The following is a 26,519-nucleotide window of genomic DNA, read 5'->3' on the forward strand; positions in this document are numbered from 1 at the left end:
CTGCACTCCCGACAACAAAGATGTATTACTCAATCGGACCCCATCGGGAGTATGCCCACTCCCGCAGGTAATTCGTCCATCGTAAACGTGATGATTGCCAAAGTTAGTTGAGAGGCCGGTACAATCCGGCCTTTGTTTTCTGTGCGCTATAGGATCACCCATGTCGGCTTCTTTCGTTCATCTGCGCATGCACACCGAATATTCGCTGGTCGATGGGCTGGTGCGGGTCAAGCCGCTGGTCAAAGCGCTGACCGCCATGAACATGCCTGCGGTGGCGGTGACTGATCAGAACAACCTGTGCTCGCTGGTCAAGTTCTACAAGACCGCCATGGGCGCCGGCATCAAACCGATCTGCGGCGCCGACATCTGGCTGGCGGGCCGCGATAAGGATGCGCCGCTCAGTCGCTTGAGCCTGTTGGTGATGAATCCCAAAGGCTACCTGAACCTCACCGAACTGATTTCTCGCGGCTTCATGGATGGCCAGCGCAACGGGTTGGTGGTCATTGAGCGCGAGTGGGTGGCTGAGGCCAATGAAGGGCTGATCGCTCTCTCGGCGGCCAAGGAAGGCGAGATCGGCATGGCGCTGCTCGGCGGCAATCCTGCCGAGGCCGACGAGCTGCTCAAGGAGTGGGTGTCGGTATTCCAGGATCGGTTCTACATCGAGATTCAGCGTACTAACCGTGTCAATGACGAAGAGCACCTGCACGCCGCCGTTGCCCTGGCCGACCGGCATAGTGTGCCGCTCGTGGCGACCAACGATGTGCGCTTTATCAAGCAGGAAGATTTCGAAGCCCACGAAACCCGCGTGTGCATCGGTGAAGGCCGAGCGCTGGACGACCCGCGCCGTTCGCACAATTACAGCGATCAGCAGTACCTCAAAAGTGCCGAGGAAATGGCCGAGCTGTTCAGCGACCTGCCCGATGCGCTGCAAAACACCGTCGAAATCGCCAAGCGTTGCAATATCGACGTACGGCTCGGCAAGCATTTCCTGCCCAACTTCCCAATTCCCGATGGCCTGACCATAGACGAATACTTCCGCAAGGTTTCGTTCGAGGGCTTGGAGGAGCGTCTGGCGGTGTTGTGGCCCAAGGACACCACACCGGATTACGAGGCCAAGCGGCAGGTCTACGTCGACCGGCTGAATTTCGAGCTGGATATCATCATCCAGATGGGGTTCCCCGGTTACTTCCTGATCGTGATGGACTTCATTCAGTGGGCCAAGAACAATGGCGTGCCGGTGGGCCCGGGCCGGGGGTCGGGTGCCGGCTCACTGGTGGCTTATGTGCAGAAGATCACCGACCTCGACCCGTTGGCCTACGACCTGCTGTTCGAACGTTTTCTGAACCCCGAACGGGTCTCGATGCCCGACTTTGACGTCGACTTCTGCATGGACGGTCGCGACCGCGTGATCGAATACGTGGCTGATAAATATGGTCGCAACGCGGTGAGCCAGATCATCACCTTCGGCTCGATGGCGGCCAAGGCGGTGGTCCGCGACGTGGCGCGTGCCCAGGGCAAATCCTTCGGTCTGGCGGATCGTCTGTCGAAGATGATTCCGTTCGAAGTCGGCATGACGCTGGAAAAGGCTTACGAGCAAGAGGAAATCCTGCGTGACTTCCTCAAGACCGATGAGGAAGGCGCCGAGATCTGGGAGATGGCGCGCAAGCTCGAAGGCGTGGTGCGTAACGTCGGTAAACACGCCGGTGGTGTGGTGATCGCGCCGACCAAACTGACCGATTTCGCCGCTATCTATTGCGACGAGGAAGGCAGCGGTCTGGTGACCCAGTACGACAAGGACGACGTCGAGGCAGCGGGCCTGGTGAAGTTCGACTTCCTTGGCCTGCGAACGCTGACGATCATCGATTGGGCGATGAAGACCATCAACCGCGATCGGGCAAAGGTCGGCGAGGAGCCGCTCGACATCGCGTTCATCCCATTGGACGACGCGCCCACCTACGACTTGCTGCAGAAAGCCGAAACCACGGCGGTGTTCCAGCTTGAATCCCGGGGCATGAAAGAGCTCATCAAAAAGCTCAAGCCCGACTGCCTCGAAGACCTGATCGCACTGGTGGCACTGTTCCGCCCCGGCCCGCTTCAGTCCGGCATGGTGGACGACTTCATCAACCGCAAACATGGTCGCGCTGAACTGGCGTATCCGCATCCCGACTATCAGTACGAAGGGCTGAAGCCCGTACTGGCGCCGACGTACGGCATCATCCTGTATCAAGAACAAGTGATGCAGATTGCTCAGGTCATGGCCGGCTATACCCTCGGCGGCGCGGACATGCTGCGTCGCGCCATGGGTAAAAAGAAACCCGAAGAAATGGCCAAGCAGCGCGGCGGTTTCATCGAGGGTTGTGCGAGCAATGGCATTGATGCCGATCTGGCGGGCAACATCTTTGACCTCGTGGAAAAGTTCGCGGGCTACGGCTTCAACAAATCCCACTCAGCGGCATACGGCCTGGTGTCGTACCAGACGGCGTGGTTGAAGAAGCATTACCCCGCGCCGTTCATGGCGGCGGTGCTGTCAGCGGACATGCACAACACCGACAAGGTCGTGACCTTGATCGAAGAAGTGCGGACCATGAAGCTGCGCCTCGACGCGCCGGACGTGAACAACTCCGAATTCAAATTCACCGTGAACGACGAAGGCCGCATCGTGTATGGCCTCGGCGCGATCAAGGGCGTGGGCGAAGGTCCGGTGGAGGCAATCACCGAAGCGCGTCAGGCTGGCCCGTTCAAGGATCTGTTCGATTTTTGCGAGCGCATCGACCTCAAACGAGTCAACAAACGGACGCTGGGCGGCCTGATCAGCAGTGGAGCGCTGGACCGTTTAGGGCCGTTTTTCTACGACGAGCCGAAGCAATATCAGGCCAACATCGACCGCAATCGCGGTGTGTTGCTGGCTGCGCTGGAGGAGGCGATTCAATCGGCCGAGCAGACGGCGCGCAGCCACGACAGCGGGCATGCGGACCTGTTTGGCGGCCTCTTCGTCGAGCCCGATGCCGATGTTTATGCGAACCATCGCGGGGCCAAAGAGGTCACTCTCAAAGAACGCCTGCGCGGAGAGAAGGAAACCCTGGGCCTGTACCTCACCGGTCACCCGATCGATGAGTACGAAGGCGAGATTCGCCGTTTCGCCCGCCAGCGGATCGTTGATCTGAAGCCGGCCCGGGACACCCAGACGGTTGCCGGTCTGATCATCGCGTTGCGCGTGATGAAGAACAAAAAGGGCGACAAGATGGGGTTCATCACCCTTGACGACCGCTCGGGCCGTATCGAAGCGTCGTTGTTCGCAGACTCGTTCCAGGCGGCTCAGTCGCTGTTGCAGACCGATGCGATGGTGGTCGTGGAGGGCGAAGTCAGCTCTGACGATTTCTCCGGCGGCTTGCGGTTGCGGGCCAAGCGGGTCATGAGTCTGGAGGAAGCGCGGACCGGCCTGGCGGAGAGCTTGCGCCTGACTGTACGTAGCGAGGCGCTGAAAGGCGACCGTCTACGCTGGCTCGGCGACCTGTGCAAGAAACACCGGGGTGCGTGTCCGATCACGCTCGATTACACGGGGCAGGAGGCCAGGGCGTTGCTGCAGTTTGGCGAGGCGTGGCGAATCGATCCCGCAGACAGCCTGATTCAGGCGCTGCGTGACCAGTTCGGACGTGAGAACGTCTTCCTGCAGTATCGGTGAACACTGACACCCGAATTTTTACACTCGACACTTTAAACTCGACCCTTATACGCCACATCCTTTAAGGTATGGCGTTTACGGATCAACCGGCCGGCCTCTTGGCCGTCGACCCAAGACGGATGCCTATGAACCCGAATTTTCTGGATTTCGAACAGCCGATTGCTGACCTGCAAGCCAAAATTGAAGAGCTGCGACTGGTAGGCAATGACAACTCGCTGAACATCGGCGATGAAATCTCTCGACTGCAAGAGAAGAGCAGCACGCTCACCGAAAGCATTTTCGGCAACCTGACCAGTTGGCAGATCGCGCGCATGGCGCGTCATCCGCGTCGTCCGTACACCCTGGACTACATCGAGCATATTTTCACCGAGTTCGACGAACTCCACGGTGATCGCCACTTCTCCGACGACGCCGCTATTGTGGGCGGCATCGCCCGCCTGGACGACAATCCGGTGATGGTGATCGGTCATCAGAAAGGCCGTGAAGTGCGCGAGAAAGTGCGGCGCAATTTTGGTATGCCGCGTCCTGAAGGCTACCGTAAAGCGTGCCGACTGATGGAAATGGCCGAGCGCTTCAAGATGCCGATCCTCACGTTCATCGACACGCCGGGCGCGTACCCTGGCATCGATGCCGAAGAGCGCAACCAGAGCGAAGCGATTGCCTGGAACCTGCGGGTGATGGCGCGTCTTAAGACGCCAATCATCGCGACCGTGATCGGTGAGGGGGGCTCGGGCGGTGCATTGGCGATTGGTGTGTGCGACCAACTGAACATGCTGCAATATTCCACTTACGCCGTGATTTCGCCGGAAGGCTGCGCCTCCATTCTGTGGAAAACCGCCGAAAAGGCGCCGGACGCTGCCGAAGCCATGGGCATCACGGCTGAACGCTTGAAAGGTCTGGGCATCGTTGACAAAGTCATCAACGAGCCGCTGGGTGGCGCGCACCGTGATCCGGCAGGGGCTTCGGCTGCCATCCGCGACGCATTGAGCAGCCAGTTGGCGATGCTCAAGAAATTCAACATCGACGAATTGTTGGCGCGTCGCTATGACCGCCTCATGAGCTACGGCGTCTGATCGGTGCTGTTTTAACGTGGCATCGTTCGAGGTCCGGTGAGCTAACGCGGGGTTTACCAGCATGAGCAAGCCGGACACGTTCAAGAAAGACTTCACTGATCGTCTGCTGTCGCGCCTGGCTCCTTGGCGCGACGCATCCGGCTGGCGCATCGCCTTCTCAGGTGGACTTGATTCCACCGTTCTGCTTCACGCCTTGGCCGAGCTTTCCCGCCAGCAACGTTTCCCCCCTCTGAGCGCTATACACGTCCATCATGGCCTGCAGGCTGTAGCGGCGTCGTGGCCGGGACATTGCCGTCAAGTCTGTCAGATCCTGGGCGTGCCGTTGCAGGTCATTGACGTTCAGGTCAGGCCCGGCGCCAGTCTCGAACAGGCCGCGCGGAATGCGCGGTACGAGGCGTTCGAGCACAGCTTGCAGGCGGGTGAAATACTGCTTACTGCCCAACACCGTGACGATCAAGCGGAAACCCTGATGTTTCGCCTGTTGCGCGGTGCCGGGGTGCGAGGGTTGGCCGCCATGCCGCCGCAGCGCACAGTGGGTAAAGGCGAGATCTTCAGGCCGTTACTGGATGAGCCCCGTGCCGTGCTAGAGCGTTATGCCCGAGACGAAGGCCTGAGCTGGATCGAAGACCCCAGCAACAAAGACAGCCGTTTTTCCCGCAATTACCTGCGCAATCATGTTCTGCCAATGCTGACTGCACGCTGGCCTCAAGCGACGGCGAGCATGGCCCGCAGTGCGGCGCATCTGGCCGAAGCCCAAGGCTTGCTCGACGAGTTGGCGATGCAAGATCTGGCGTCTGCCGACACCCCTTGCTCTTGGCCTTGGCTGGCACTGCCGTCACTGGAGTTGGCCCCGCTTGAAGGGTTGTCATCGGCACGTCAGCGAAACGCCTTACGTTACTGGCTGAATCCGCTGACACGTCTTCCCGACAGTGATCACTGGGCGGGGTGGGATTCCCTGCGTGATGCGGGGCCGGATGGCCGACCCATCTGGCGTCTGGCAGAGGGGCAACTGCATCGGGCGGAAGGGCGAATCTGGTGGTTGTCGGGCATCTGGCTCAAGGACGTCGCCGGATCTCAGCACTGGTCCACGGCATCGCAGCCCTTGCATCTGCCAGGCAACGGCATGTTGCGTATTTTGGGCGACATCCCTCGCGGCGGGTTGCACGTGCATTACCGGCGGGGTGGCGAGGTGCTGAATATGCCTGACCGCGGGCGTCGCGACCTCAAGCGATTGCTCAACGAAAAAGGCGTGCCGGTGTTTCTGCGCGGCCGATTGCCGCTGTTGTATCGCGGCGAACAATTGCTGGCCGTGGCCAACTTGCCGGGGCTCGACGCTGACCCCCGTGGCGACTGGCGATTGCATTGGCAGCCACCGACGAATGACCACAGTTTGAGATGAGAGCCTGTTTCCGGTAGACTACGCTCCCTTCTTGATACAGCTTATGTCGGCCCTTTCGGAACGACGTGAGTTGCCGATGACCAGCCAGTCTTTACTGGGCGATTCTCTAAATGTGGCGAGCAATGGACAGGTCCGGATTCGGCCAGTCACTTTCAGCGCAGCAGTTTCAGGAATGCACGGTGAAACATGCAGGTCATCGGGGGCTTCGGCCTTCCTTCGCTTTCCCCGGCGGCTCTGACCGCTTTAACGCAGACTTCTAGGGTTTTTCATGACGCGCTACATCTTCGTCACGGGCGGTGTTGTTTCTTCATTGGGGAAAGGCATTGCCTCGGCTTCATTGGCGGCCATCCTGGAGGCGAGGGGACTTAAGGTCACCATGCTCAAGCTGGACCCGTACATCAACGTCGACCCGGGCACCATGAGCCCGTTCCAGCACGGTGAGGTGTTCGTCACCCACGACGGCGCCGAGACCGACCTGGACCTGGGTCACTACGAGCGTTTCATTCGCACCACCATGACCCAGAACAATAACTTCACCACTGGCCGTGTGTACGAACACGTCCTGCGCAAAGAGCGCCGTGGTGATTATCTGGGCGCGACCATTCAGGTGATCCCGCACATCACCGACGAAATCAAGCGTCGCATCATCAAAGGCGCTGGCGATGCCGACGTGGCCATGGTCGAGATCGGCGGTACCGTTGGCGACATCGAGTCGCAACCGTTCCTCGAAGCCATCCGCCAGTTGCGTTTCGAAGTCGGCGCCAAGCGCGCGATGCTCATGCACCTGACGCTGGTTCCATACATCGCCACCGCTGGCGAGACCAAGACCAAGCCGACTCAGCACTCCGTCAAGGAATTGCGCTCCATCGGCCTGCAACCAGACGTCCTGGTCTGCCGCTCCGATCACCCGATCGACGTGTCGTCGCGTCGCAAGATCGCGCAGTTCACCAACGTCGAAGAGCGCGCAGTGATCGCGCTGGAAGACGCCGACACCATCTACAAGATCCCGGGCATCCTGCATTCTCAGGGCCTGGATGATTTCGTAGTCGAGCGCTTCGGTCTGCAGTGCAACAGCGCCGACTTGTCCGAGTGGGACAAGGTCGTCGATGCCAAGCTGAACCCGGAACATGAAGTCACCATCGCGATGGTCGGCAAGTACATGGAGCTGCTGGATGCGTACAAGTCGCTGATCGAAGCGATGAGCCACGCAGGCATCAGCAACCGTACGAAGGTCAACCTGCGTTATATCGATTCCGAAGACATCGAAAATCAAGGCACCGGCCTGCTGGAAGGCGTGGACGCGATTCTGGTGCCAGGCGGCTTTGGTCTGCGTGGTGTCGAAGGCAAGATCACGGCGGTTCAGTTCGCCCGCGAAAACAAGGTGCCTTATTTGGGTATCTGCCTTGGCATGCAAGTGGCGGTCATCGAGTTCGCGCGTAATGTGCTGGGCTGGAAAGACGCCAACTCCACCGAGTTTGATCGCAGCAGCCCGCACCCCGTGGTCGGTCTGATCACCGAGTGGGAAGACGCCACCGGTGCTGTCGAAACACGGACTGAGACCTCAGACCTGGGTGGCACCATGCGTCTTGGCGCGCAGGAGTGCCTGTTGGAACCGGGCTCCCTGGTGCACGATTGCTACGCCAACGACACCATTGTCGAACGTCATCGCCATCGTTATGAAGTGAACAACAAGCTGCTGCCGCAACTGATCGAAGCCGGTCTGAAAGTGTCGGGCCGTTCAGGTGATGGCGCGCTGGTAGAAGTGGTCGAGTCTCAAGACCACCCATGGTTCGTGGCCTGCCAGTTCCACCCTGAGTTCACCTCCACCCCGCGCGACGGCCACCCGCTGTTCAGTGGTTTCGTCAAAGCTGCGCTCGCTCAGCACCAGAAGAACGCCTGATAGGGAATTCATTACATGGCACAGAAAATCATCCGTGTGGGCTCCATCGACATCGCCAACGACAAGCCTATGGTGCTGTTCGGTGGCATGAATGTCTTGGAATCGCGGGACATGGCCATGCAGGTCTGTGAAGAATACGTGCGGGTCACCCAGAAACTGGGCATCCCTTACGTGTTCAAGGCCAGTTTCGACAAAGCCAATCGGTCTTCCGTGACCTCGTATCGCGGCCCCGGCCTGGAAGCGGGGATGCGCATTTTCGAAGAGATCAAAAGCACCTTTGGCGTGCCAGTGATTACCGACGTGCATGAGCCGCATCAGGCGGCGACCGTGGCGGAAGTCTGCGACATCATTCAGCTGCCGGCCTTTCTGTCCCGTCAGACCGATCTGGTCGTGGCGATGGCCAAGACCGGTGCCGTGATCAACATCAAGAAAGCCCAGTTCCTCGCGCCTCAGGAAATGAAACACATCCTGACCAAGTGCGAGGAAGCCGGTAACGACCAGTTGATCCTGTGCGAGCGTGGTTCGAGCTTCGGCTACAACAACCTTGTCGTCGATATGCTCGGCTTTGGCATCATGAAAGCCTTCGAATACCCGGTGTTCTTCGACGTGACCCACGCGCTGCAAATGCCGGGTGGGCGTTCGGATTCCGCCGGTGGCCGTCGTGCCCAAGTGACCGATCTGGCCAAAGCCGGCATCAGTCAGGGCTTGGCGGGTCTGTTCCTCGAAGCGCATCCGGACCCGGACAATGCCAAGTGCGACGGCCCGTGCGCCTTACGGCTGAACAAGCTGGAGCCGTTCCTGACCCAACTCAAGGCGCTCGATGATCTGGTCAAGAGCTTCCCGACTGTAGAAACGGCGTAAAACCCGCTTCTCGGGCACGATGCCCTCCGGTACAGTGCCGCTCGTTTCTTTCCCGACCAACGGGTCGGGAAAATCTGTCATCCCGGGCCTGCCCGCTGTCTAGTGCCCGGGGCGCCAGTCGTTTTTCCCAGCTGCGTCGTTTTCTTCAATCTTGGAGTGTTAACAACAATGGCAAAAATCGTCGACATCAAAGGTCGTGAAGTTCTCGACTCCCGTGGTAATCCCACCGTGGAAGCAGATGTGCTCCTCGACAACGGCATCATCGGCAGTGCGTGCGCGCCGTCCGGTGCTTCCACCGGCTCGCGTGAAGCACTTGAGCTGCGTGATGGCGACAAAAGCCGTTACATGGGCAAGGGCGTTCTGAAAGCTGTGGCCAATATCAATGGCCCGATCCGCGATTTGCTGTTGGGCAAAGACCCGGTTGATCAGAAGGCGCTGGATCACGCGATGATCGCGCTCGACGGCACCGAAAACAAAGCGAGCCTGGGTGCCAACGCCATCCTCGCAGTGTCGCTGGCCGCTGCCAAAGCCGCTGCCCAGGACCAGGACCTGCCGTTGTACGCGCACATCGCCAACCTGAACGGCACACCGGGTGTCTACTCGATGCCGGTCCCGATGATGAACATCATCAACGGTGGCGAGCACGCTGATAACAACATCGACATTCAGGAGTTCATGGTTCAACCGGTTGGTGCCAAGACCTTCTCCGAAGGCTTGCGCTGGGGCACCGAGATTTTCCACCACCTCAAAGCCGTGCTGAAGGCCCGTGGCCTGAACACTGCCGTGGGTGACGAAGGTGGTTTTGCGCCGAACCTGAACTCCAACGCTGACGCTCTCGACGCCATTGCTGAAGCCGTGAAAAACGCCGGTTACACGCTGGGCACTGACGTGACCCTGGCACTGGACTGCGCGGCGAGCGAATTCTACAAGAACGGCAAATACACCTTGAGCGAAGAAGGCGAGTACGACTCCGCCGGTTTCGCCGACTACCTGGCCGACCTGGTTAGCAAGCACCCGATCATCTCCATTGAAGACGGTCTGGACGAGTCCGACTGGGACGGCTGGAAGATCCTTACCGATAAAATCGGCGACAAGATCCAGTTGGTGGGCGACGACCTTTTCGTGACCAACACCAAGATCCTGAAAGAAGGCATCGAGAAGAAAATCGGTAACTCGATCCTGATCAAGTTCAACCAGATCGGCACCCTGACCGAAACGCTGGAAGCCATCCAGATGGCCAAGGCAGCGGGTTACACCGCTGTGATTTCGCACCGTTCCGGCGAAACCGAAGATTCGACCATTGCCGACCTGGCCGTGGGCACCTCTGCCGGTCAGATCAAAACCGGTTCCCTCAGCCGTTCCGATCGTATCGCCAAGTACAACCAACTGCTGCGCATCGAAGAGCAGTTGGGCGCCAAAGCGGTCTATCGTGGTCGCGGTGAGTTTCGCGGCTGATTGCAAGATGGTAAAAAGGCAGCAGGCGCTGTAGGGGAATTCGCTAAAAGCGTTTTATCCTGACGTCCTGATCCATGAGCCCGGTGACCGCCGGGCTCTTGGGCATTTGAAATGGTCGGTTTTGCTGTCTTTCTCCACCGGGTAACAGATATTCACAATGCGCAGTCCCAACTGGTTGTTCCTCGTTCTGCTCTTGCTGCTCGCTGGTTTGCAATACCGCCTTTGGGTGGGTAACGGCAGCCTTGCGCAGGTGGCCAGTCTGACCCAGCAAATTGCTGATCAACATGCCGAAAACGATGCCTTGCTCGAGCGTAACCGAGTATTGGATGCGGAAGTGCTGGAGCTGAAGAAAGGCCTGGAAACCGTTGAAGAACGTGCCCGCCACGAGCTGGGCATGGTCAAGGACGGCGAGACCCTTTATCAGTTGGCACAGTGACGTCCCTGTAAATGACTCAATCCCTTCCTGCCTTTTGGGCAGTGATTCCCGCAGCGGGCGTTGGTGCGCGCATGGCGGCAGACCGTCCCAAGCAGTACTTGCAGCTCGGCGGCCTCACAATTCTCGAACACAGCCTGCTTTGTTTCCTCGATCATCCCCGGCTCAAGGGGCTGGTGATCAGTCTGGCTGCGGACGACCCATATTGGCCCACATTGCCCTGCGCGCTGGACACCCGAATCCAGCAGGTCGCAGGTGGCAAGGAACGGGCGGACTCAGTGCTCAACGCGTTGTTGCATCTGCACGCCAGCGGCGCGGACGACAACGACTGGGTGCTGGTCCACGACGCGGCGCGCCCGAATCTGGCGCGCTCGGATCTGGACAATCTGCTCACCCAACTGGCCGATGACCCGGTCGGTGGGCTGCTGGCGGTCCCGGCCAAAGACACCCTCAAGCGCGCCGATGCCAATGGCCGAGTGACAGAAACCGTCGATCGCAGCCTCATCTGGCAGGCCTACACGCCGCAGATGTTTCGACTCGGCGCGTTGCACCGGGCGCTGGCGGACAGTCTGGTCTCCAATGTATCGATCACCGATGAAGCCTCGGCCATCGAATGGGCGGGACAATCGCCACGGTTGATCGAAGGTCGGGCTGACAACATCAAGGTCACCCGCCCGGAGGATCTGGAGTGGTTGCGGCAGCGGCGGGGTGATTCTTCCCGCTGAACAGGACCGTGATCATTGCCGGTTGCATGTGCAGATGCCTGTAGGAGCGTGGGTTGTCCCGCGATCGGCTGCGAAGCAGTCGTCAAACCAGGCGCATTGGCCGTACCAGATACACCGCGCTTGCAGGATTTACGACGACTCCGTCGCCGATCGCGGGACAAGCCACGCTCCTACAGCGTTCGGTCGATCCTTATCGATACTCCGGCCGCAACGCCAACCCCCTCTTCAAATAATCCACCAGCTTCCTGACTTTCGGCGACAAGTGCCGTTGTTGCGGATACAGCCCCCAGACCGCTGTATTCGGCGGCTGGTGCGCGTCGAGCAGCGAAATCAGCGCCCCGTTTTTCAGGTGTTCGAGTACGTAATAGTCCGGCAACTGGCATAACCCCATTCCCCGTAATGCAGCATCCAGCACCGCCTGGCCACTGTTACAGCGCCAGTTTCCCTGCACCCGTTGGGAAAATTCCTTCCCGTTCTGTTGCAACAACCAGCTGTCGGAGCTGCCGACGAGGCAGTTGTGACGGTTCAGTTCCGACAGGCTGTGTGGCCGGCCATAGCGCTCTATATAAGAAGGAGAAGCGCACAGGTACATGCGTCGCGGGGCGAGCCGCGTGGCCACCAGTCTTGATTCCTGCAAACGGCCGAGGCGTATCGCCAGATCCATCCCTTCATGCACCAGGTCCAGCATGTTGTTGGTCAGCTCGATGTCGACCCGCAGCTGTGGATATTCCTCCATGAAGCGGGTGACCAGGGGCGCGATAAAACGCTCGCCATACGCGACGGCACAGGTCATGCGCAGCAGGCCCTTGGGCTCACTGGTCAGATCGCCCACCGCGCGTAAGGCTTCTTCACGCCCGTCCTGCAAACGTTGGCAGTGGTGCAAGAACGTCTGGCCGGCTTCGGTCAACGCGACTTTGCGCGTACTCCGATATAAAAGCCGTGTTTGCAGCCGCTCTTCTAGCCGCGCGATCTGCCGACTGATGTGCGAAGAAGACACGCCCATCCGTTCGGCAGCGGCGGTGAACTGCCCGCATTCCGCCACCGCAACGAACTCATCCAGCCCTTCCCAGCGATTGATGTACATGATTATCCCTGTACGGCATTAATGTTTTGCTTTTGCGTGGATTATTCATCAAACAGCACTGGTTTACACTGCGGGTTCGTTTTTACTTCGCTGGAGAAGATCATGATCAAGTCCCGTGCTGCCGTTGCATTCGGTCCCAATCAACCGCTGCAAATCGTCGAGGTCGACGTTGAGGCGCCGAAGGCAGGCGAGGTTTTGATCCGGACCATCGCGTCTGGCGTGTGTCACACCGACGCCTACACGCTCTCGGGCGCCGATTCCGAAGGCGTGTTCCCCTGCATTTTGGGCCATGAAGGTGGCGGTATTGTCGAAGCCGTGGGCGAAGGTGTGACGTCCGTGGCCGTGGGTGACCATGTCATTCCGCTGTACACCGCTGAATGCCGCGAGTGCAAATTCTGCAAATCCGGCAAGACCAACCTCTGCCAGAAGGTCCGTGCCACCCAGGGCAAAGGCCTGATGCCGGATGGGACCAGCCGCTTCAGCTACAACGGCGAACCTGTCTATCACTACATGGGCTGCTCGACGTTCTCCGAATACACCGTCGTGGCGGAAGTCTCGCTGGCGAAAATCCCGAAAGAAGCCCCGTTGGAGAAGGTTTGCCTGCTGGGTTGCGGGGTGACCACCGGCATCGGCGCTGTCCTCAACACGGCCAAAGTGGAAGAAGGGGCGACCGTGGCGATTTTTGGTCTCGGTGGCATCGGCCTGGCGGCTATCATCGGGGCAAAAATGGCCAAGGCCTCGCGCATCATCGCCATCGACATCAACCCGTCGAAATTCGACGTAGCCCGCGAACTGGGTGCCACTGACTTCGTCAACCCGAAAGACCACACCAAGCCGATTCAGGACGTGATCGTCGAACTGACCGATGGCGGCGTCGATTACAGCTTCGAGTGCATCGGCAACGTCAACCTGATGCGTGCGGCGCTGGAGTGCTGCCATAAAGGATGGGGCGAGTCGGTCATCATCGGTGTTGCGCCGGCCGGTCAGGAAATCGCCACCCGTCCGTTTCAACTGGTCACCGGCCGCGTCTGGCGCGGTTCGGCATTCGGCGGCGTCAAAGGCCGCACCGAGCTGCCGAGCTATGTCGAAAAAGCCCAGAAAGGCGAAATCCCGCTGGACACCTTCATCACCCACACCATGGGCCTGGACAAGATCAACGAAGCGTTCGACCTGATGCACGAAGGCAAAAGCATTCGCTCTGTCATCCATTTCTAAGTAGCAGCTTCAAGTGTCGAGCTGCAAGCTGCAAGAAGGCGCGCCATTGCCCCACTTGCAGCTTGTGGCTTGTGGCTCGCAGCTGGCGGGAGGAACGACCGATGGGTCTGGAAAATATTTCGTGCCAGAAGAGCTTCGGCGGCTGGCATAAACGCTACAAGCATCATTCCGATGTTCTGGGTTGCGACATGGTGTTTGCGGTCTATCTGCCGCCACAGGCAGAGCAGGGCGGAAAGTTGCCCGTGGTGTACTGGCTTTCGGGCCTGACCTGCACCGACGAAAATTTCATGCAGAAGGCCGGCGCCCAGCGCGTCGCGGCGGAGCTTGGGATCATCATTGTGGCGCCGGACACCAGCCCCCGTGGCGCCGATGTGCCGGGTGATCCGGACAATGCCTACGACTTCGGCCTCGGCGCCGGTTTCTACCTGAATGCCACCCAGCAACCGTGGGCGCGTCACTACCGCATGTATGACTACGTGGTTACCGAGCTGCCGAATTTGATCGAAGCGCATTTCCCGGCTTCGGACAAACGCAGCATCAGTGGCCATTCGATGGGCGGTCACGGTGCGTTGGTCTGTGCGCTGCGTAATCCGGGACGTTACACATCGGTGTCGGCGTTTTCGCCCATCACCAACCCGATGGATTGCCCGTGGGGCCAGAAAGCCTTCTCCCGTTACTTGGGCGAGGACCGCTCGCGCTGGCGTGAATGGGATGCCAGCGTATTGATCGCCGAGGCCACCGAACGTCTGCCGTTGCTGGTGGATCAAGGCGACCGCGATGACTTCCTCGCCAACCAACTCAAGCCCGAGGCGTTGGTGCAAGCGGCGAAAGCAGCGGGTCATCCACTGGAACTGCGCATGCAGCCCGGTTACGACCACAGCTATTACTTCATTGCGAGCTTCATCGAGGATCATCTGCGGTATCACGCGGCGGCGTTGGCGCGCTGATTGACCCGGCGAAATGGCGCTCCGCAGACGTGTGGCATACCCGGGTTCCCCAGAGAGTGAGGTTTGCTCGCGAATGGTCCAATGCATCAGCGGCAGCGTGTGGACACGCGCTAGCGTCTTTGCGAGCACGCTCATTCCCACACAGACGCCACTCGCCACTCGACGACGTCATGTCTGCCAGTCAGACGCCCTAATGTCAGACAAAGTAGGTAGAATCACGCCCTGACTTTTTCAGGGCGTTTTTTTATGCGTATTGGCCACGGCTATGATGTGCACCGTTTCGCTGAAGGCGATTTCATAACCTTGGGCGGGGTGCGGATCGCACACACCTCGGGTCTGCTCGCTCACTCCGATGGCGATGTGCTGCTGCATGCCTTGAGCGATGCCTTGCTGGGTGCCGCCGCCTTGGGAGATATCGGCAAACACTTCCCCGATACCGACCCGCAATTCAAAGGCGCTGACAGCCGCGTATTGCTGCGCCACGTCCTGAAACAGGTGCAGGCCAAGGGCTGGAAGGTCGGCAATGTCGACGCCACTATCGTGGCTCAGGCACCGAAAATGGCCCCCCACATCGACGCCATGCGCGCGCTGATCGCTGAAGACCTTCAGGTCGAACTCGACCAGGTCAACGTCAAAGCCACGACCACCGAAAAGCTGGGCTTCACCGGCCGCGAAGAGGGCATCGCCGTTCATGCCGTTGCGCTGTTGATTGCGGCATGACCGAACTCGAGCTCCTGGGCCCCCGCGCCTATCGCGACGCACTGGGTATCGCAGTGTTGAAAGCCACTGCCGATGACTTTCAAGTCGATGAGGTGCTGGACATTCCGCTGTCGGGGGACGGCGAGCATCTCTGGTTGTGGGTCGAGAAACGCGGTTTGAACACCGAAGAAGCTGCGCGACGTCTGGCGAAAGCCGCGGGCGTGCCGTTGCGCACGGTGGCCTATGCCGGACTGAAAGACCGCCAGGCGCTCACCCGACAATGGTTCAGCATTCAGTTGCCGGGCAAGGCCGATCCGGATTTCTCGGCCGCCGAGAACGACACGCTGAAAATCCTCGACGCCAAGCGCCACAAACGCAAATTGCAACGCGGCGCCCATGCGGCCAACGGCTTCACCCTGCGGTTGACCCAGTTACAGGCCGACAAGGCCCAGGTCGACCAGCGACTCGATGCCATCAAACAGCACGGCATCCCCAATTATTTCGGCGCTCAGCGTTTCGGCCATGCAGGCGGAAATGTCGGCGAAGCCCGTCATTATGCTGAGCGTCAGGCCCTTCCCGAACAGCGCAATGTACGGTCTCGACTGTTGTCCACGGCGCGCAGTTATCTGTTCAATCAGGTGCTGGCGGCGCGAGTCGCTGATGGCAGCTGGCAACGTGCGCAAGTAGGGGATTTGCTAGCGTTTACGGACAGTCGCAGTTTCTTTCCGGCAGGCGAGGCCGAGTGCAGCGATCCGCGCCTGGCGTTACTCGATCTGCACCCGACCGGCCCCCTGTGGGGCGAAGGGGAGTCTCCCGCCGGTGGCATCACCGCAGAACTGGAAAACAGCATCGCCCGACGCGAGTTGTCGCTCTGTAACTGGTTGATAAAAGCGGGAATGGAACACGAACGGCGTATCCTGCGACTGCCCATTGAGCGGTTGACGTGGCATTATCCCGAGCCTGACATTCTGCAACTGGAATTCGTCCTGCCCGCCGGCTGCTTCGCCACTGCCTTGGTGCGCGAACTCGTCGATCTGGCGCCCGCAGGACAGACGGACAGCTCATGCGTATTCTGATTTCAAATGATGATGGGGTCTCGGCACCCGGCCTTGCTGCGCTCTACGGAGCGCTGACGGGCTATGCCGAGTGCGCGGTCATTGCACCTGATCAAGACAAGAGCGGCGCCAGCAGTTCGCTGACCCTCGACCGTCCGCTGCATCCTCATCATCTGGACAACGGCTTCATCAGTCTCAACGGCACGCCTACCGACTGCGTTCACCTCGGCATCCATGGTCTTCTGGAGCAGGAGCCGGACATGGTGGTCTCGGGCATCAACATGGGCGCTAACCTTGGGGATGATGTGCTGTATTCCGGCACTGTGGCGGCCGCGCTGGAAGGCCGCTTTCTGCTACGCCCGTCATTTGCCTTTTCATTTTTGTCCCGTCAGGTCGATAACCTGGCAACCGCCGCGCATTACGCCCGGCTTCTGGTCGAAGCGCACGAGCAGCTCGACCTTCCACCGCGTACCGTATTGAACGTGAATATTCCCAATCTTCCGCTTGAACATGTGCGTGGCGTTCAACTGACTCGCCTCGGTCACCGGACCCGTGCCGCCGCGCCGGTGCGCGTGGTCGATCCTCGAGGTCGGGCCGGGTACTGGATCGCGGCTGCCGGCGATGCCGAAGATGGTGGCCCGGGTACGGACTTTCACGCCGTGATGCAGGGCTACGTGTCGATTACACCGTTGCAGCTCGATCGAACCTATCAGGACGGTTTCAACAGCCTGAATACCTGGCTGGAGGGAATAGCCTGATGTCCCGTGAACACGATGATCTGTTACGCCGGGGCGTGGGGTTTACCTCTCAGCGAACCCGCGAGCGTTTGATCCAGCGGCTGTACGAAGAAGGCATCAGCAACACTCAGGTACTGGACGTTATTCGCAAGACCCCTCGCCATCTGTTCGTGGACGAAGCGCTGGCCCATCGCGCTTACGAAGATACCGCGTTGCCCATCGGCAACAACCAGACCATCTCCCAGCCTTACATGGTGGCGCGCATGAGCGAGCTGCTGCTGGCGGCAGGGCCTCTGGACAAGGTATTGGAGATTGGCACGGGCTCTGGATATCAGACCGCCGTGCTGGCGCAGCTGGTGGAGCGGGTGTTTTCCGTGGAGCGGATCAAAGTGCTGCAGGACCGGGCCAAGGAACGTCTGCTCGAGCTGAATCTGCGCAACATGGTATTTCGGTGGGGCGATGGCTGGGAAGGCTGGCCGGCGCTCGCGCCTTATAACGGCATCATCGTCACCGCGGTCGCCACTGACGTACCGCAAGCGTTGCTGGATCAACTCGCACCGGGCGGGCGCCTGGTCATCCCGGTGGGCTCGGGCGAAGTGCAGCAATTGATGCTGATCATTCGTGAGGACAACGGCTTCTCACGGCACGTCCTGGGCGCGGTGCGTTTCGTGCCTTTGCTGAACGGACCGCTGGCATAAGCAGTGTTTTGCAGCTGCAATGAATTCCCTGACTCGTCATCTGTCTACAGGCTGGCGATTTTCGATGAGGGTTGGCCCGCCGCCGATTAGCGCCGTGAAGTTTTTTGTAACCAGTTTCTCCATGGCTGCCGGTCACCACCAAGACACACTAGGCAGCTTCAATTCAGTCACCAGTAAAGGGAGTGGCGGGTGAGCCTCACAGTCATTCGGCAGCGTACGTTTTCAGCAAGTTTTCCACGTCTGGTGATTGGCATTGCCCTGAGTGTCCTTCTGGTCGGCTGCTCCAGTTCGCCTTCAGGTGGCGTACGTGTGGTTGACCGCAACGCTTCCAAACCTGCAGCGCCGGTTCGGCAGCCTGTCACGACCGGTCAGTACGTCGTCAAACGTGGCGATACGCTGTTTTCCATTGCATTTCGTTACGGCTGGGACTGGAAGGCGTTGGCCGCCCGCAACAATCTTCCCGAGCCTTATACCATTCATGTCGGCCAGGCGATCCGTTTCGACGGCCGCTCGAATTCCAGTGCACCTGTCGTAGCCGCAGCGCCCGTGGTCGTCCCTCAGGCCAATGCTTCCAGTAGCACATCTTCCAGTTCCAGTTCGCCATCGGGATCCCTCAAAACCACCGTTATTACACGTCCTGTTAATTCAGCTTCCGGGAGTGCCACTGCGCCCGCAACTGCGCCGGTAAGTACACCAGTGAATACGCCGGTGGTTGCAGGAGTACGCTCTGCAAGTGGCTGGGCATGGCCAACTAATGGTGTTTTGATCGCGAAATTTTCTTCAAACGGTAGTTTGAATAAAGGCGTTGATATCGCCGGGGATTTGGGACAGCCTGTTTTAGCCGCGTCTGATGGTTCTGTTGTATACGCCGGGAGTGGATTACGGGGCTACGGCGAATTAGTAATCATCAAACACAGCGATACCTACGTCAGCGCTTACGGTCACAACCGCAGGCTTTTGGTTCGGGAGGGGCAACAGGTCAAGGCAGGGCAGGCAATTGCCGAGATGGGGTCCACGGGGACTGATCGAGTGAAACTCCATTTCGAGATTCGCCGTCAGGGCAAACCGGTTGACCCACTGGAATTCTTGCCACGTCGTTGATCAGTTACCAGCCTGTTCCTGTCGTAGAGGGGACAGGCTCAAGTGATGCCAAGGAAAAGGGCGCCACTGGAGCTTGAGGTCGAACTCACCAAAGGACTATAACAATGGCTCTCAACAGAGAAGTGCCGGAGTTTGACATAGACGATGAGGTCCTCCTTATGGAGCCCGCCATCGTCCTGGATTCTGCAACGGATGAGAAGCCAGCTACACCTTCTGTTCGTGCGAAGACCAAAAACTCCAGCGCACTCAAGCAGCATAAATACATCGATTACACGCGGGCACTGGATGCCACGCAGCTGTATCTCAACGAAATCGGTTTTTCTCCCTTATTGTCTCCGGAAGAAGAAGTTCACTTCGCGCGCTTGTCGCAGAAGGGGGATCCGGCCGGACGCAAACGCATGATTGAGAGCAATCTGCGGCTGGTGGTCAAAATCGCCAGACGCTACGTCAATCGTGGTCTGTCATTGCTGGACCTTATCGAAGAGGGCAATCTCGGCCTGATTCGGGCGGTCGAAAAATTCGATCCGGAGCGCGGGTTCCGGTTCTCCACGTATGCCACCTGGTGGATTCGTCAAACCATCGAGCGCGCCATCATGAATCAGACGCGGACTATCCGTCTTCCGATTCACGTGGTCAAAGAGCTCAATGTCTATTTGCGTGCAGCACGCGAGCTGACGCAGAAACTCGATCACGAGCCGTCCCCTGAAGAAATCGCCAACTTGCTGGAAAAGCCGGTAGGCGAGGTCAAGCGCATGTTGGGGCTTAATGAGCGTGTCTCTTCTGTAGACGTGTCACTCGGTCCGGATTCCGATAAGACGCTGCTCGATACGTTGACCGATGATCGGCCAACCGATCCGTGCGAATTACTGCAAGATGATGATCTGTCTCAAAGCATCGATCAGTGGCTTTCCGAGCTCACCGACAAACAACGCGAGGTGGTGGTGCGGCGCTTTGGCCTGCGCGGTCATGAGAGCAGCACGCTGGAAGATGTTGGCCTTGAGATCGGTCTGACCCGTGAGCGTGTGCGGCAGATTCAGGTCGAGGGCTTGAAACGTTTGCGAGAAATTCTCGAGAAGAACGGGCTGTCCAGTGAGTCATTGTTTCAGTGAATTCACTCGCGCACCGCTTATGCCTATAGCAGAACTGCAGTAAAGAAAGCCCCGATGAATCGGGGCTTTTTTATTGTGACAATGTGAAGTGATTGCCGTGAATAACCCAAGTATTTTTATATGGATGTATGTCGTACTTAATCCATCTAGATGATGTGGGCATATCTAGCTGCAGTTGTGAGACATTTCTTACATTGGCTGTCAGCAATTGCACTAATCTGTGACAGCCAACTACGCCTACATCTGCGCGACATTATTTATCTTGTTGATTTGGCGGCTTTTTATTCTTGAGGATCGATATCGTCTTGAATCTTTTTGCAATCTCCGGGGTGTTGCCCTTCGCGGATAAATCACTACTATCAAACCTGTACCGACGGATTGGTACAGGCGGTCAAGGATGACTGCTCAGGGACATCGCAGGATGCGATTCATCAGGACGATGAAAAAGGATTAAAGGGATTTTGGAAAAAATGTGGGCGGGTCAAACCGCCCCTTTTTTTCGTCCGTCCAAAAGTGGGCAGACGATGCACAGCAAAAAGACCCCTAGGGGCCTTTTGCTTTTCCGGAGCTGGCGCGAGGCTTAGCGCTCCAGGTCAGCGATCTTGCCAGGCTTGCCGTCCCACTCTGCTGCGTCCGGCATGGGGTCCTTGCGCTCGGTGATGTTCGGCCAGACGTCTGCCAGCTCAGCGTTCAAGGCAATGAAATTCTCCATGCCAGCCGGAATCTCGTCTTCCGAGAAAATGGCCACGGCGGGGCATTCAGGCTCGCAGAGCGCACAGTCGATGCACTCGTCCGGGTGAATCACCAGGAAGTTCGGGCCTTCGTAGAAGCAGTCCACCGGACAGACTTCTACGCAGTCGGTGTACTTGCACTTGATGCAGTTGTCGGTGACGACGAAGGTCATTTCTAATTCTCTCCTCAGGCGGCGGCAGCAGAGCCCTTCACGTCAGGGGTGCTCGGTTGGGAACGTTCCCGGCCATTCAGAACACAGTCAGTCCTGCCCTGCGCCAGTGCAGCAGGGCATGGCTTGGTTCGCCATGTTCGAATGCGGCTCGGATTTCATACTGCCAGGCTAAAGGCCGTACCGTTCCCAAACCGCGCGGGATTCTAACAGCTTGTTGCAAACATCGTTAGATCCGGTTTTGCAGTCCATATAACAAATCGAGCGCCTGGCGCGGTGTCAGGTCATCGATCTTGAGCTTCGACAGCTCTTCAAGCACAGGGTGCGGCAGAGAGGCGAACAGGTCCGCCTGTTGCGGAGCTGCGGCCTTGCCCGGTTTGGGCTTGGGCTGTTCATGAGGCAGACTGGTGGTCTCCAGACGTTGCAAGTGTTCCTTGGCACGCGTGATGACCTTGCCAGGAACGCCCGCCAATTGGGCGACGGCCAAGCCATAGCTCTGGCTCGCAGGCCCTGGCAGCACGCGGTGCAGGAATACAATGCGCTCGTTGTGTTCGGTCGCGTTCAGGTGCACGTTAGCCACCAAAGGTTCGCTTTCCGGCAATACCGTCAGCTCGAAATAGTGCGTGGCGAACAGTGTGTAGGCTCGCAATTGGGCGAGACATTCCGCCGCAGCCCATGCCAGAGAAAGCCCGTCAAAGGTGCTGGTGCCGCGACCGACTTCGTCCATGAGCACAAGGCTCTTGTCGGTGGCGTTGTGCAGGATGTTTGCGGTTTCGCTCATTTCCACCATGAACGTCGAGCGGCCGCCGGCCAGATCGTCACTGGAGCCAATGCGGGTGAAGATGCGATCCACGAGCGACAGCTCACAACTGGCAGCGGGCACGAAACTGCCGATGTGGGCCAATAACACGATCAACGCGGTCTGACGCATGTAGGTCGATTTACCCCCCATGTTAGGACCTGTGATCACCAGCATGCGGGTGTTGTCGTTCAGATCGAGGTCGTTGGCCACGAAAGGCGACGTCAGCACTTGCTCGACCACCGGGTGTCGGCCTTGCTCGATGCGCATGCACGGCTCGTCAGTAAAGCGCGGGCAATTGAGGTCAAGGTTTAGAGCACGTTCGGCCAGGTTGCTCAGCACGTCCAGTTCCGCCAGCGCGGCAGCGGTGTCTTGCAGAGGCGCAAGGTGACCGATCAGGTCTTCCAGCAGCGCTTCATAGAGCATCTTCTCGCGGGCGAGGGCACGGCTCTTGGCTGATAACGCCTTGTCTTCGAATTCTTTCAGCTCGGGCGTGATGAAACGCTCGGCACCCTTGAGCGTCTGGCGACGGATGTAATCGCCTGGCGCTTGCTCGGCCTGCTTGCTTGGAAGTTCGATGAAGTAGCCGTGCACACGGTTGTAACCGACCTTGAGGTTGGCCAGGCCGGTGCGGGCTTTTTCGCGGGTTTCCAGATCGATCAGGAACTGACCGGCGTTTTCGCTCAGGGACAGCAACTCGTCGAGTTCGCCGTCGTAACCGGTTTTCAGCACGCCACCGTCGCGAATGACTGCAGGCGGGTTGTCGATGATTGCCCGTTGCAGCAGGTCCGCCAGGTCCGGGTAGGTACTGGTGGTCTTCGCCAACGCCTGAATGTGCGGGGCTTCGAGTTCGGCCAAAGCCTGTTGCAATTCAGGCAGCGCACCGAGCGCATCGCGCAAGCGTGCGAGGTCCCGAGGGCGGGCATTGCGCAGGCCAATCCGCGCCAGAATCCGCTCGATGTCACCGATTTCCTTGAGTTGGGGTTGCAGGTGTTCGAAGCGATAGCGCTCCAGGAAACAGCCAATCGACTCTTGTCGGGCTTGCAGCACCTTCAGATCGCGCAACGGTCTGTTCAGCCAGCGGGTCAGCAACCGCGTGGCCATGGCGGTCTGGCACCGATCCATCACCGACTGAAGCGTGTTGTCGCGACCGCCGGCGAGGTTGGTGTCCAGTTCCAGATTACGGCGGCTGGCGCCGTCAAGGATCACGGTGTCGTCCATGCGCTCATGGCGCAGGCTGCGCAGATGAGGCAGCGCGGTGCGCTGAGTTTCCTTGGCGTAACCCAACAAGCAGCCAGCGGCACCGATGGCCAGCGTCAGGGTTTCACAGCCGAAGCCCTTGAGGTCTTGCGTGGAAAACTGCTGACACAGACTTTTATGCGCTGAATCGCGCTCGAAATCCCACGGTGCGCGTCGACGGGAACCCCGACGCTTTTCGGCTGGCAAGCCTTGCGGCCAATCATCCGGGATCAGCAGTTCCACCGGGTTGACGCGTTCGAGTTCGGCCAGCAGGTTTTCCCAACCCTTGATTTCCTGAACGGTGAAATTGCCGCTGGTGATGTCCAGTACGGCAAGACCGAACAAGCGCTCGTCGCCCAGCACTGCCGCAATCAGGTTGTCGCGGCGCTCATCGAGCAGTGCTTCGTCGCTGACGGTGCCGGGCGTGATGATCCGCACGACCTGACGCTCGACCGGGCCCTTGCTAGTGGCGGGGTCGCCGATCTGCTCGCAGATCACCACCGACTCGCCCAGCTTGACCAGCTTCGCCAGATAGCCCTCGGCGGCATGGTAGGGAATGCCGCACATCGGGATGCTCTGGCCCGCCGACTGGCCCCGCGCGGTGAGCGTGATGTCGAGCAGCTTGGCGGCCTTCTTGGCGTCTTCGTAGAAAATCTCGTAGAAGTCGCCCATCCGATAAAACATCAACTGATCCGGATGCTGATTCTTCAGCTTCCAGTACTGCTGCATCATCGGTGTGTGTGAAGAGAGATCGGAAATTGCTTTATTCATCAGTTATTTAGGCAAATTCGTTAGGAGATTTAGGCAAATGGACAGGGCCGCGGGGAACACCACCTACGTGGTCCGACGTCAGATCCTATTGCTTTTAAGATGGGCGCAAGGTTACCACGCACGCTCGCTGGCCGCAGGATCGGCATATTCGTCACACCTCATTTCCAGATCGCCAAAAAGCTCGTTGAGCTGTCTAGGATGTCGAGCACCTGCCCGATCCAAGGCAGCAAACTGAAATCAAGGAGTTTTTTATGCGACGCAAACGCGGAAGGGATTCAACCAACGGACGCTTCATCACACTCGAGGAGGCAAAGCAACGTCCTCGGGAAACCATCGTCGAAACGGTCAGGCCTCCCTGCCCTAAAGAGAAACCAGGCCCGGCCAAGCAAACGGAGCCCGCATAGACCCCCATTGCAGGCGCGGTTGCCATCAGACCGCGTCTTGCCTTGCACATGCGTGTCTCTCGTGTAGCGTGTGCCTATCGCTCGATTGTTGCGGAGAAGTGTTGTGGACGAGATCACTCAACTGGCTACCACCTTGGGCCAACGTTTGTTGCAGGCCAAGGCACAGGTCAGCACCGCCGAATCATGTACCGGCGGCGGCATTGCCGAGGCCATCACCCGTATTCCTGGCAGTTCGGCCTGGTTTGAAGCCGGCTATGTCACCTATTCCAATCGTCAGAAGACGCAGCAACTGGGCGTGCCTGAGGCGCTGTTCGGGCGTGTCGGCGCCGTCAGCCAGGAAGTGGTGGAGGCGATGGCTCGCGGCGCTCAAACCCACAGCACCGCGATCTTTTCGGTGGCGGTCAGTGGCGTGGCCGGTCCCGATGGCGGTTCGGTGGAGAAACCGGTCGGCACTGTATGGATCTGCTGGTGTGCCGCCGATCGCTTGATTGCCGAGCGTTTCCAGTTCTCTGGAGACCGAGATGCAGTGCGCCGACAAACGGTGAAGGCTGCGTTAGAGGGGCTGATCCGCCTCGCTCGCGGAGAAATACCAAATCGGGGGTAGGCGCGCGCTCAACCCTGTGGAATAATACTGTTCACTTATACAGTTATATCGGCCGTCAGGCCTAACCGATTACGAGAGGACTTCAATGGACGACAACAAGAAGAAAGCCTTGGCTGCGGCCTTGGGTCAGATCGAGCGTCAGTTCGGTAAAGGCGCCGTGATGCGCATGGGCGACCATGACCGCCAGGCTATTCCTGCTATTTCCACAGGCTCGCTGGGTCTCGATATCGCGCTGGGTATCGGCGGCCTGCCAAAAGGCCGGATCGTTGAAATCTACGGTCCTGAGTCTTCCGGTAAGACCACCATGACCTTGTCGGTCATCGCTGAAGCTCAAAAGATGGGCGCCACCTGTGCGTTCGTCGATGCCGAACACGCACTCGACCCCGAGTACGCAGGCAAACTGGGCGTTAACGTCGATGACCTGTTGGTCTCTCAGCCGGACACCGGTGAACAAGCGCTGGAAATCACCGACATGCTGGTGCGTTCCAACGCCATCGATGTGATCGTCGTCGACTCCGTCGCCGCATTGGTGCCGAAGGCTGAAATCGAAGGCGAAATGGGCGACATGCACGTCGGCCTTCAGGCTCGTCTGATGTCTCAGGCGCTGCGCAAAATCACCGGTAACATCAAAAACGCGAACTGCCTCGTCATCTTCATTAACCAGATTCGTATGAAGATCGGCGTTATGTTCGGCAGCCCGGAAACCACCACCGGCGGTAACGCGCTGAAGTTTTACGCCTCGGTTCGTCTGGATATTCGCCGCACTGGTGCTGTTAAAGATGGCGACGAAGTGGTGGGCAGCGAAACCCGCGTCAAGGTCGTGAAGAACAAGGTCGCTCCGCCATTCCGTCAGGCTGAATTCCAGATTCTGTACGGCAAGGGTATCTATCGTAACGGTGAGATCATTGACCTCGGCGTACTGCACGGCCTACTGGAGAAATCCGGCGCCTGGTACAGCTACCAAGGCAACAAGATCGGCCAGGGTAAGGCCAACTCGGCCAAGTTCCTGCAGGACAACCCGGAAATCGGTGCGACCCTGGAGAAACAAATCCGCGAAAAACTGCTCACCGCAGCGCCGGATGTTAAAGCCCAGTCGTCTCGCGTTGCCGAAGATGACGTGGCTGAAGTCGAAGACGCTGACATCTGATTTCAGATATGTCAGTTGAGCTTGATACGCCCGTCGCCGTACGGCGTACTGCAATGGACCTGCTCGCACGCCGCGAGCACGGTCGAGTCGAGCTGACGCGTAAACTGCGTCAGCGCGGCGCCCCCCCTGAATTGATAGACGCTGCTCTTGACCGACTTACGGAAGAGGGGCTGCTTTCCGAATCTCGTTACCTCGAAAGCTTTGTTTCGTACCGTGCCCGTTCAGGCTACGGCCCTTTGCGTATCCGCGAAGAGTTGGGACAGCGGGGACTGCAGCGTGCAGATATTGAATTGGCGTTGCGAGAATGCGGCATCGATTGGCGGGAAAAGTTGGAAGAGTCCTGGCACCGCAAGTTTGGTGGGCAGTTGCCCAAGGACGCGCGTGAGCGGGGACAGCAAATGCGGTTCCTGAGCTATCGAGGGTATCCACCCGAGCTCATCGGTCGACTCTTGAGTGGCAAAGGCCACGACGATTGATGCCC

General features: G+C 58.9%; 22 protein-coding genes. 19 read left to right on the plus strand and 3 right to left on the minus strand.

The features are described from left to right. Positions 1 to 160 precede the first annotated feature (160 nt). The 8 genes from dnaE to ispD all read left to right on the plus strand — a co-directional run bounded on the left by dnaE (position 161) and on the right by ispD (position 11,528). Positions 161 to 3,682: a DNA polymerase III subunit alpha gene (gene dnaE, locus B3N48_RS01025; RefSeq protein ID WP_296178557.1), complete on the plus strand. Its 3,522-nt coding sequence runs from the start codon at positions 161 to 163 to the stop codon at positions 3,680 to 3,682. Between the two features lie 125 nt (positions 3,683 to 3,807). Then, complete coding sequence (locus B3N48_RS01030; RefSeq protein WP_296178559.1) at positions 3,808 to 4,755, plus strand: acetyl-CoA carboxylase carboxyltransferase subunit alpha; 948 nt, start codon at positions 3,808 to 3,810, stop codon at positions 4,753 to 4,755. A gap of 61 nt (positions 4,756 to 4,816) precedes the next feature. Further along, the gene (gene tilS, locus B3N48_RS01035; RefSeq protein WP_296178562.1) at positions 4,817 to 6,154 is read left to right on the plus strand and encodes a tRNA lysidine(34) synthetase TilS; all 1,338 of its coding nucleotides are present in this window, start codon (positions 4,817 to 4,819) and stop codon (positions 6,152 to 6,154) included. A gap of 268 nt (positions 6,155 to 6,422) precedes the next feature. After that, positions 6,423 to 8,054, plus strand: coding sequence for a CTP synthase (locus B3N48_RS01040; protein ID WP_296178563.1), 1,632 nt, complete (start codon positions 6,423 to 6,425; stop codon positions 8,052 to 8,054). Between the two features lie 15 nt (positions 8,055 to 8,069). Continuing rightward, entirely contained in the window at positions 8,070 to 8,915 is an 846-nt protein-coding gene (kdsA, locus tag B3N48_RS01045; RefSeq protein ID WP_296178566.1) for a 3-deoxy-8-phosphooctulonate synthase, read from the plus strand. Positions 8,916 to 9,083: 168 nt separating this feature from the next. Next, positions 9,084 to 10,370 (plus strand): phosphopyruvate hydratase, encoded by a 1,287-nt coding sequence (gene eno / locus B3N48_RS01050; RefSeq protein ID WP_296178568.1) that lies wholly within the window; start codon positions 9,084 to 9,086, stop codon positions 10,368 to 10,370. A gap of 157 nt (positions 10,371 to 10,527) precedes the next feature. Next, positions 10,528 to 10,806 (plus strand): cell division protein FtsB, encoded by a 279-nt coding sequence (gene ftsB, locus B3N48_RS01055; protein WP_074752716.1) that lies wholly within the window; start codon positions 10,528 to 10,530, stop codon positions 10,804 to 10,806. Positions 10,807 to 10,817: 11 nt separating this feature from the next. Next, entirely contained in the window at positions 10,818 to 11,528 is a 711-nt protein-coding gene (ispD, locus tag B3N48_RS01060) for a 2-C-methyl-D-erythritol 4-phosphate cytidylyltransferase (protein WP_296178572.1), read from the plus strand. A 190-nt stretch (positions 11,529 to 11,718) separates the two neighbouring features. On the opposite strand, the gene B3N48_RS01065 is transcribed toward ispD, so the two are convergent. Beyond that, positions 11,719 to 12,606 carry a LysR substrate-binding domain-containing protein gene (locus tag B3N48_RS01065; RefSeq protein WP_296178816.1) on the minus strand — a complete coding sequence of 296 codons (888 nt, stop codon included), beginning with the start codon at positions 12,604 to 12,606 and terminating at the stop codon, positions 11,719 to 11,721. Between the two features lie 108 nt (positions 12,607 to 12,714). On the opposite strand from B3N48_RS01065, the gene B3N48_RS01070 reads away from it, so the two are divergent. The 8 genes from B3N48_RS01070 to rpoS all read left to right on the plus strand — a co-directional run bounded on the left by B3N48_RS01070 (position 12,715) and on the right by rpoS (position 20,173). Continuing rightward, positions 12,715 to 13,827, plus strand: a complete 1,113-nt coding sequence (locus B3N48_RS01070; protein ID WP_296178575.1) for an S-(hydroxymethyl)glutathione dehydrogenase/class III alcohol dehydrogenase — start codon at positions 12,715 to 12,717, stop codon at positions 13,825 to 13,827. 101 nt (positions 13,828 to 13,928) lie between these two features. Continuing rightward, complete coding sequence (gene fghA / locus B3N48_RS01075; RefSeq protein WP_296178578.1) at positions 13,929 to 14,774, plus strand: S-formylglutathione hydrolase; 846 nt, start codon at positions 13,929 to 13,931, stop codon at positions 14,772 to 14,774. Between the two features lie 246 nt (positions 14,775 to 15,020). Further along, positions 15,021 to 15,494, plus strand: a complete 474-nt coding sequence (gene ispF, locus B3N48_RS01080; RefSeq protein ID WP_296178580.1) for a 2-C-methyl-D-erythritol 2,4-cyclodiphosphate synthase — start codon at positions 15,021 to 15,023, stop codon at positions 15,492 to 15,494. Then, positions 15,491 to 16,549, plus strand: coding sequence for a tRNA pseudouridine(13) synthase TruD (gene truD, locus B3N48_RS01085; RefSeq protein WP_296178582.1), 1,059 nt, complete (start codon positions 15,491 to 15,493; stop codon positions 16,547 to 16,549). The genes ispF and truD overlap by 4 nt, the downstream gene beginning before the upstream one ends. Then, positions 16,537 to 17,286: a 5'/3'-nucleotidase SurE gene (gene surE, locus B3N48_RS01090; protein WP_296178584.1), complete on the plus strand. Its 750-nt coding sequence runs from the start codon at positions 16,537 to 16,539 to the stop codon at positions 17,284 to 17,286. The genes truD and surE overlap by 13 nt, the downstream gene beginning before the upstream one ends. Continuing rightward, a complete protein-coding gene (locus B3N48_RS01095) occupies positions 17,286 to 17,963 on the plus strand; it encodes a protein-L-isoaspartate(D-aspartate) O-methyltransferase (protein WP_296178585.1) in 678 nt (225 codons plus the stop codon). Before surE ends, B3N48_RS01095 begins: the two co-directional genes overlap by 1 nt. 189 nt (positions 17,964 to 18,152) lie before the next feature. Next, entirely contained in the window at positions 18,153 to 19,064 is a 912-nt protein-coding gene (locus B3N48_RS01100) for a peptidoglycan DD-metalloendopeptidase family protein (RefSeq protein ID WP_296178587.1), read from the plus strand. A 104-nt stretch (positions 19,065 to 19,168) separates the two neighbouring features. Continuing rightward, entirely contained in the window at positions 19,169 to 20,173 is a 1,005-nt protein-coding gene (gene rpoS, locus B3N48_RS01105) for an RNA polymerase sigma factor RpoS (protein ID WP_296178589.1), read from the plus strand. Between the two features lie 580 nt (positions 20,174 to 20,753). Here the strand turns inward: rpoS and fdxA are convergent. Both fdxA and mutS read right to left on the minus strand, forming a co-directional pair. Next, positions 20,754 to 21,077 (minus strand): ferredoxin FdxA, encoded by a 324-nt coding sequence (gene fdxA, locus B3N48_RS01110; RefSeq protein ID WP_296178591.1) that lies wholly within the window; start codon positions 21,075 to 21,077, stop codon positions 20,754 to 20,756. Positions 21,078 to 21,303: 226 nt separating this feature from the next. Beyond that, positions 21,304 to 23,871, minus strand: coding sequence for a DNA mismatch repair protein MutS (gene mutS / locus B3N48_RS01115; RefSeq protein WP_296178817.1), 2,568 nt, complete (start codon positions 23,869 to 23,871; stop codon positions 21,304 to 21,306). 519 nt (positions 23,872 to 24,390) lie between these two features. On the opposite strand from mutS, the gene B3N48_RS01120 reads away from it, so the two are divergent. The 3 genes from B3N48_RS01120 to recX all read left to right on the plus strand — a co-directional run bounded on the left by B3N48_RS01120 (position 24,391) and on the right by recX (position 26,514). Then, positions 24,391 to 24,891, plus strand: coding sequence for a CinA family protein (locus B3N48_RS01120; protein ID WP_296178593.1), 501 nt, complete (start codon positions 24,391 to 24,393; stop codon positions 24,889 to 24,891). Positions 24,892 to 24,976: 85 nt separating this feature from the next. After that, positions 24,977 to 26,038, plus strand: a complete 1,062-nt coding sequence (gene recA / locus B3N48_RS01125) for a recombinase RecA (protein ID WP_110951312.1) — start codon at positions 24,977 to 24,979, stop codon at positions 26,036 to 26,038. Positions 26,039 to 26,046: 8 nt separating this feature from the next. Further along, entirely contained in the window at positions 26,047 to 26,514 is a 468-nt protein-coding gene (gene recX / locus B3N48_RS01130; protein ID WP_296178595.1) for a recombination regulator RecX, read from the plus strand. The last annotated feature ends 5 nt before the right edge of the window (positions 26,515 to 26,519 follow it).

The organism is Pseudomonas sp. UBA1879, from assembly GCF_002338065.1.
GTDB lineage: Bacteria > Pseudomonadota > Gammaproteobacteria > Pseudomonadales > Pseudomonadaceae > Aquipseudomonas.

What these genes read in the sequence shown, in the direction of transcription:
- fdxA (WP_296178591.1), bottom strand. Translation starts at nt 21,077, where the DNA reads ATGACCTTCGTCGTCACCGACAACTGCATCAAGTGCAAGTACACCGAC.
- B3N48_RS01040 (WP_296178563.1), top strand. Translation starts at nt 6,423, where the DNA reads ATGACGCGCTACATCTTCGTCACGGGCGGTGTTGTTTCTTCATTGGGG.
- B3N48_RS01070 (WP_296178575.1), top strand. Translation starts at nt 12,715, where the DNA reads ATGATCAAGTCCCGTGCTGCCGTTGCATTCGGTCCCAATCAACCGCTG.
- B3N48_RS01030 (WP_296178559.1), top strand. Translation starts at nt 3,808, where the DNA reads ATGAACCCGAATTTTCTGGATTTCGAACAGCCGATTGCTGACCTGCAA.
- rpoS (WP_296178589.1), top strand. Translation starts at nt 19,169, where the DNA reads ATGGCTCTCAACAGAGAAGTGCCGGAGTTTGACATAGACGATGAGGTC.
- ftsB (WP_074752716.1), top strand. Translation starts at nt 10,528, where the DNA reads ATGCGCAGTCCCAACTGGTTGTTCCTCGTTCTGCTCTTGCTGCTCGCT.
- fghA (WP_296178578.1), top strand. Translation starts at nt 13,929, where the DNA reads ATGGGTCTGGAAAATATTTCGTGCCAGAAGAGCTTCGGCGGCTGGCAT.
- tilS (WP_296178562.1), top strand. Translation starts at nt 4,817, where the DNA reads ATGAGCAAGCCGGACACGTTCAAGAAAGACTTCACTGATCGTCTGCTG.
- recX (WP_296178595.1), top strand. Translation starts at nt 26,047, where the DNA reads ATGTCAGTTGAGCTTGATACGCCCGTCGCCGTACGGCGTACTGCAATG.
- surE (WP_296178584.1), top strand. Translation starts at nt 16,537, where the DNA reads ATGCGTATTCTGATTTCAAATGATGATGGGGTCTCGGCACCCGGCCTT.
- dnaE (WP_296178557.1), top strand. Translation starts at nt 161, where the DNA reads ATGTCGGCTTCTTTCGTTCATCTGCGCATGCACACCGAATATTCGCTG.
- eno (WP_296178568.1), top strand. Translation starts at nt 9,084, where the DNA reads ATGGCAAAAATCGTCGACATCAAAGGTCGTGAAGTTCTCGACTCCCGT.
- truD (WP_296178582.1), top strand. Translation starts at nt 15,491, where the DNA reads ATGACCGAACTCGAGCTCCTGGGCCCCCGCGCCTATCGCGACGCACTG.
- recA (WP_110951312.1), top strand. Translation starts at nt 24,977, where the DNA reads ATGGACGACAACAAGAAGAAAGCCTTGGCTGCGGCCTTGGGTCAGATC.
- kdsA (WP_296178566.1), top strand. Translation starts at nt 8,070, where the DNA reads ATGGCACAGAAAATCATCCGTGTGGGCTCCATCGACATCGCCAACGAC.
- ispD (WP_296178572.1), top strand. Translation starts at nt 10,818, where the DNA reads ATGACTCAATCCCTTCCTGCCTTTTGGGCAGTGATTCCCGCAGCGGGC.
- B3N48_RS01095 (WP_296178585.1), top strand. Translation starts at nt 17,286, where the DNA reads ATGTCCCGTGAACACGATGATCTGTTACGCCGGGGCGTGGGGTTTACC.
- ispF (WP_296178580.1), top strand. Translation starts at nt 15,021, where the DNA reads ATGCGTATTGGCCACGGCTATGATGTGCACCGTTTCGCTGAAGGCGAT.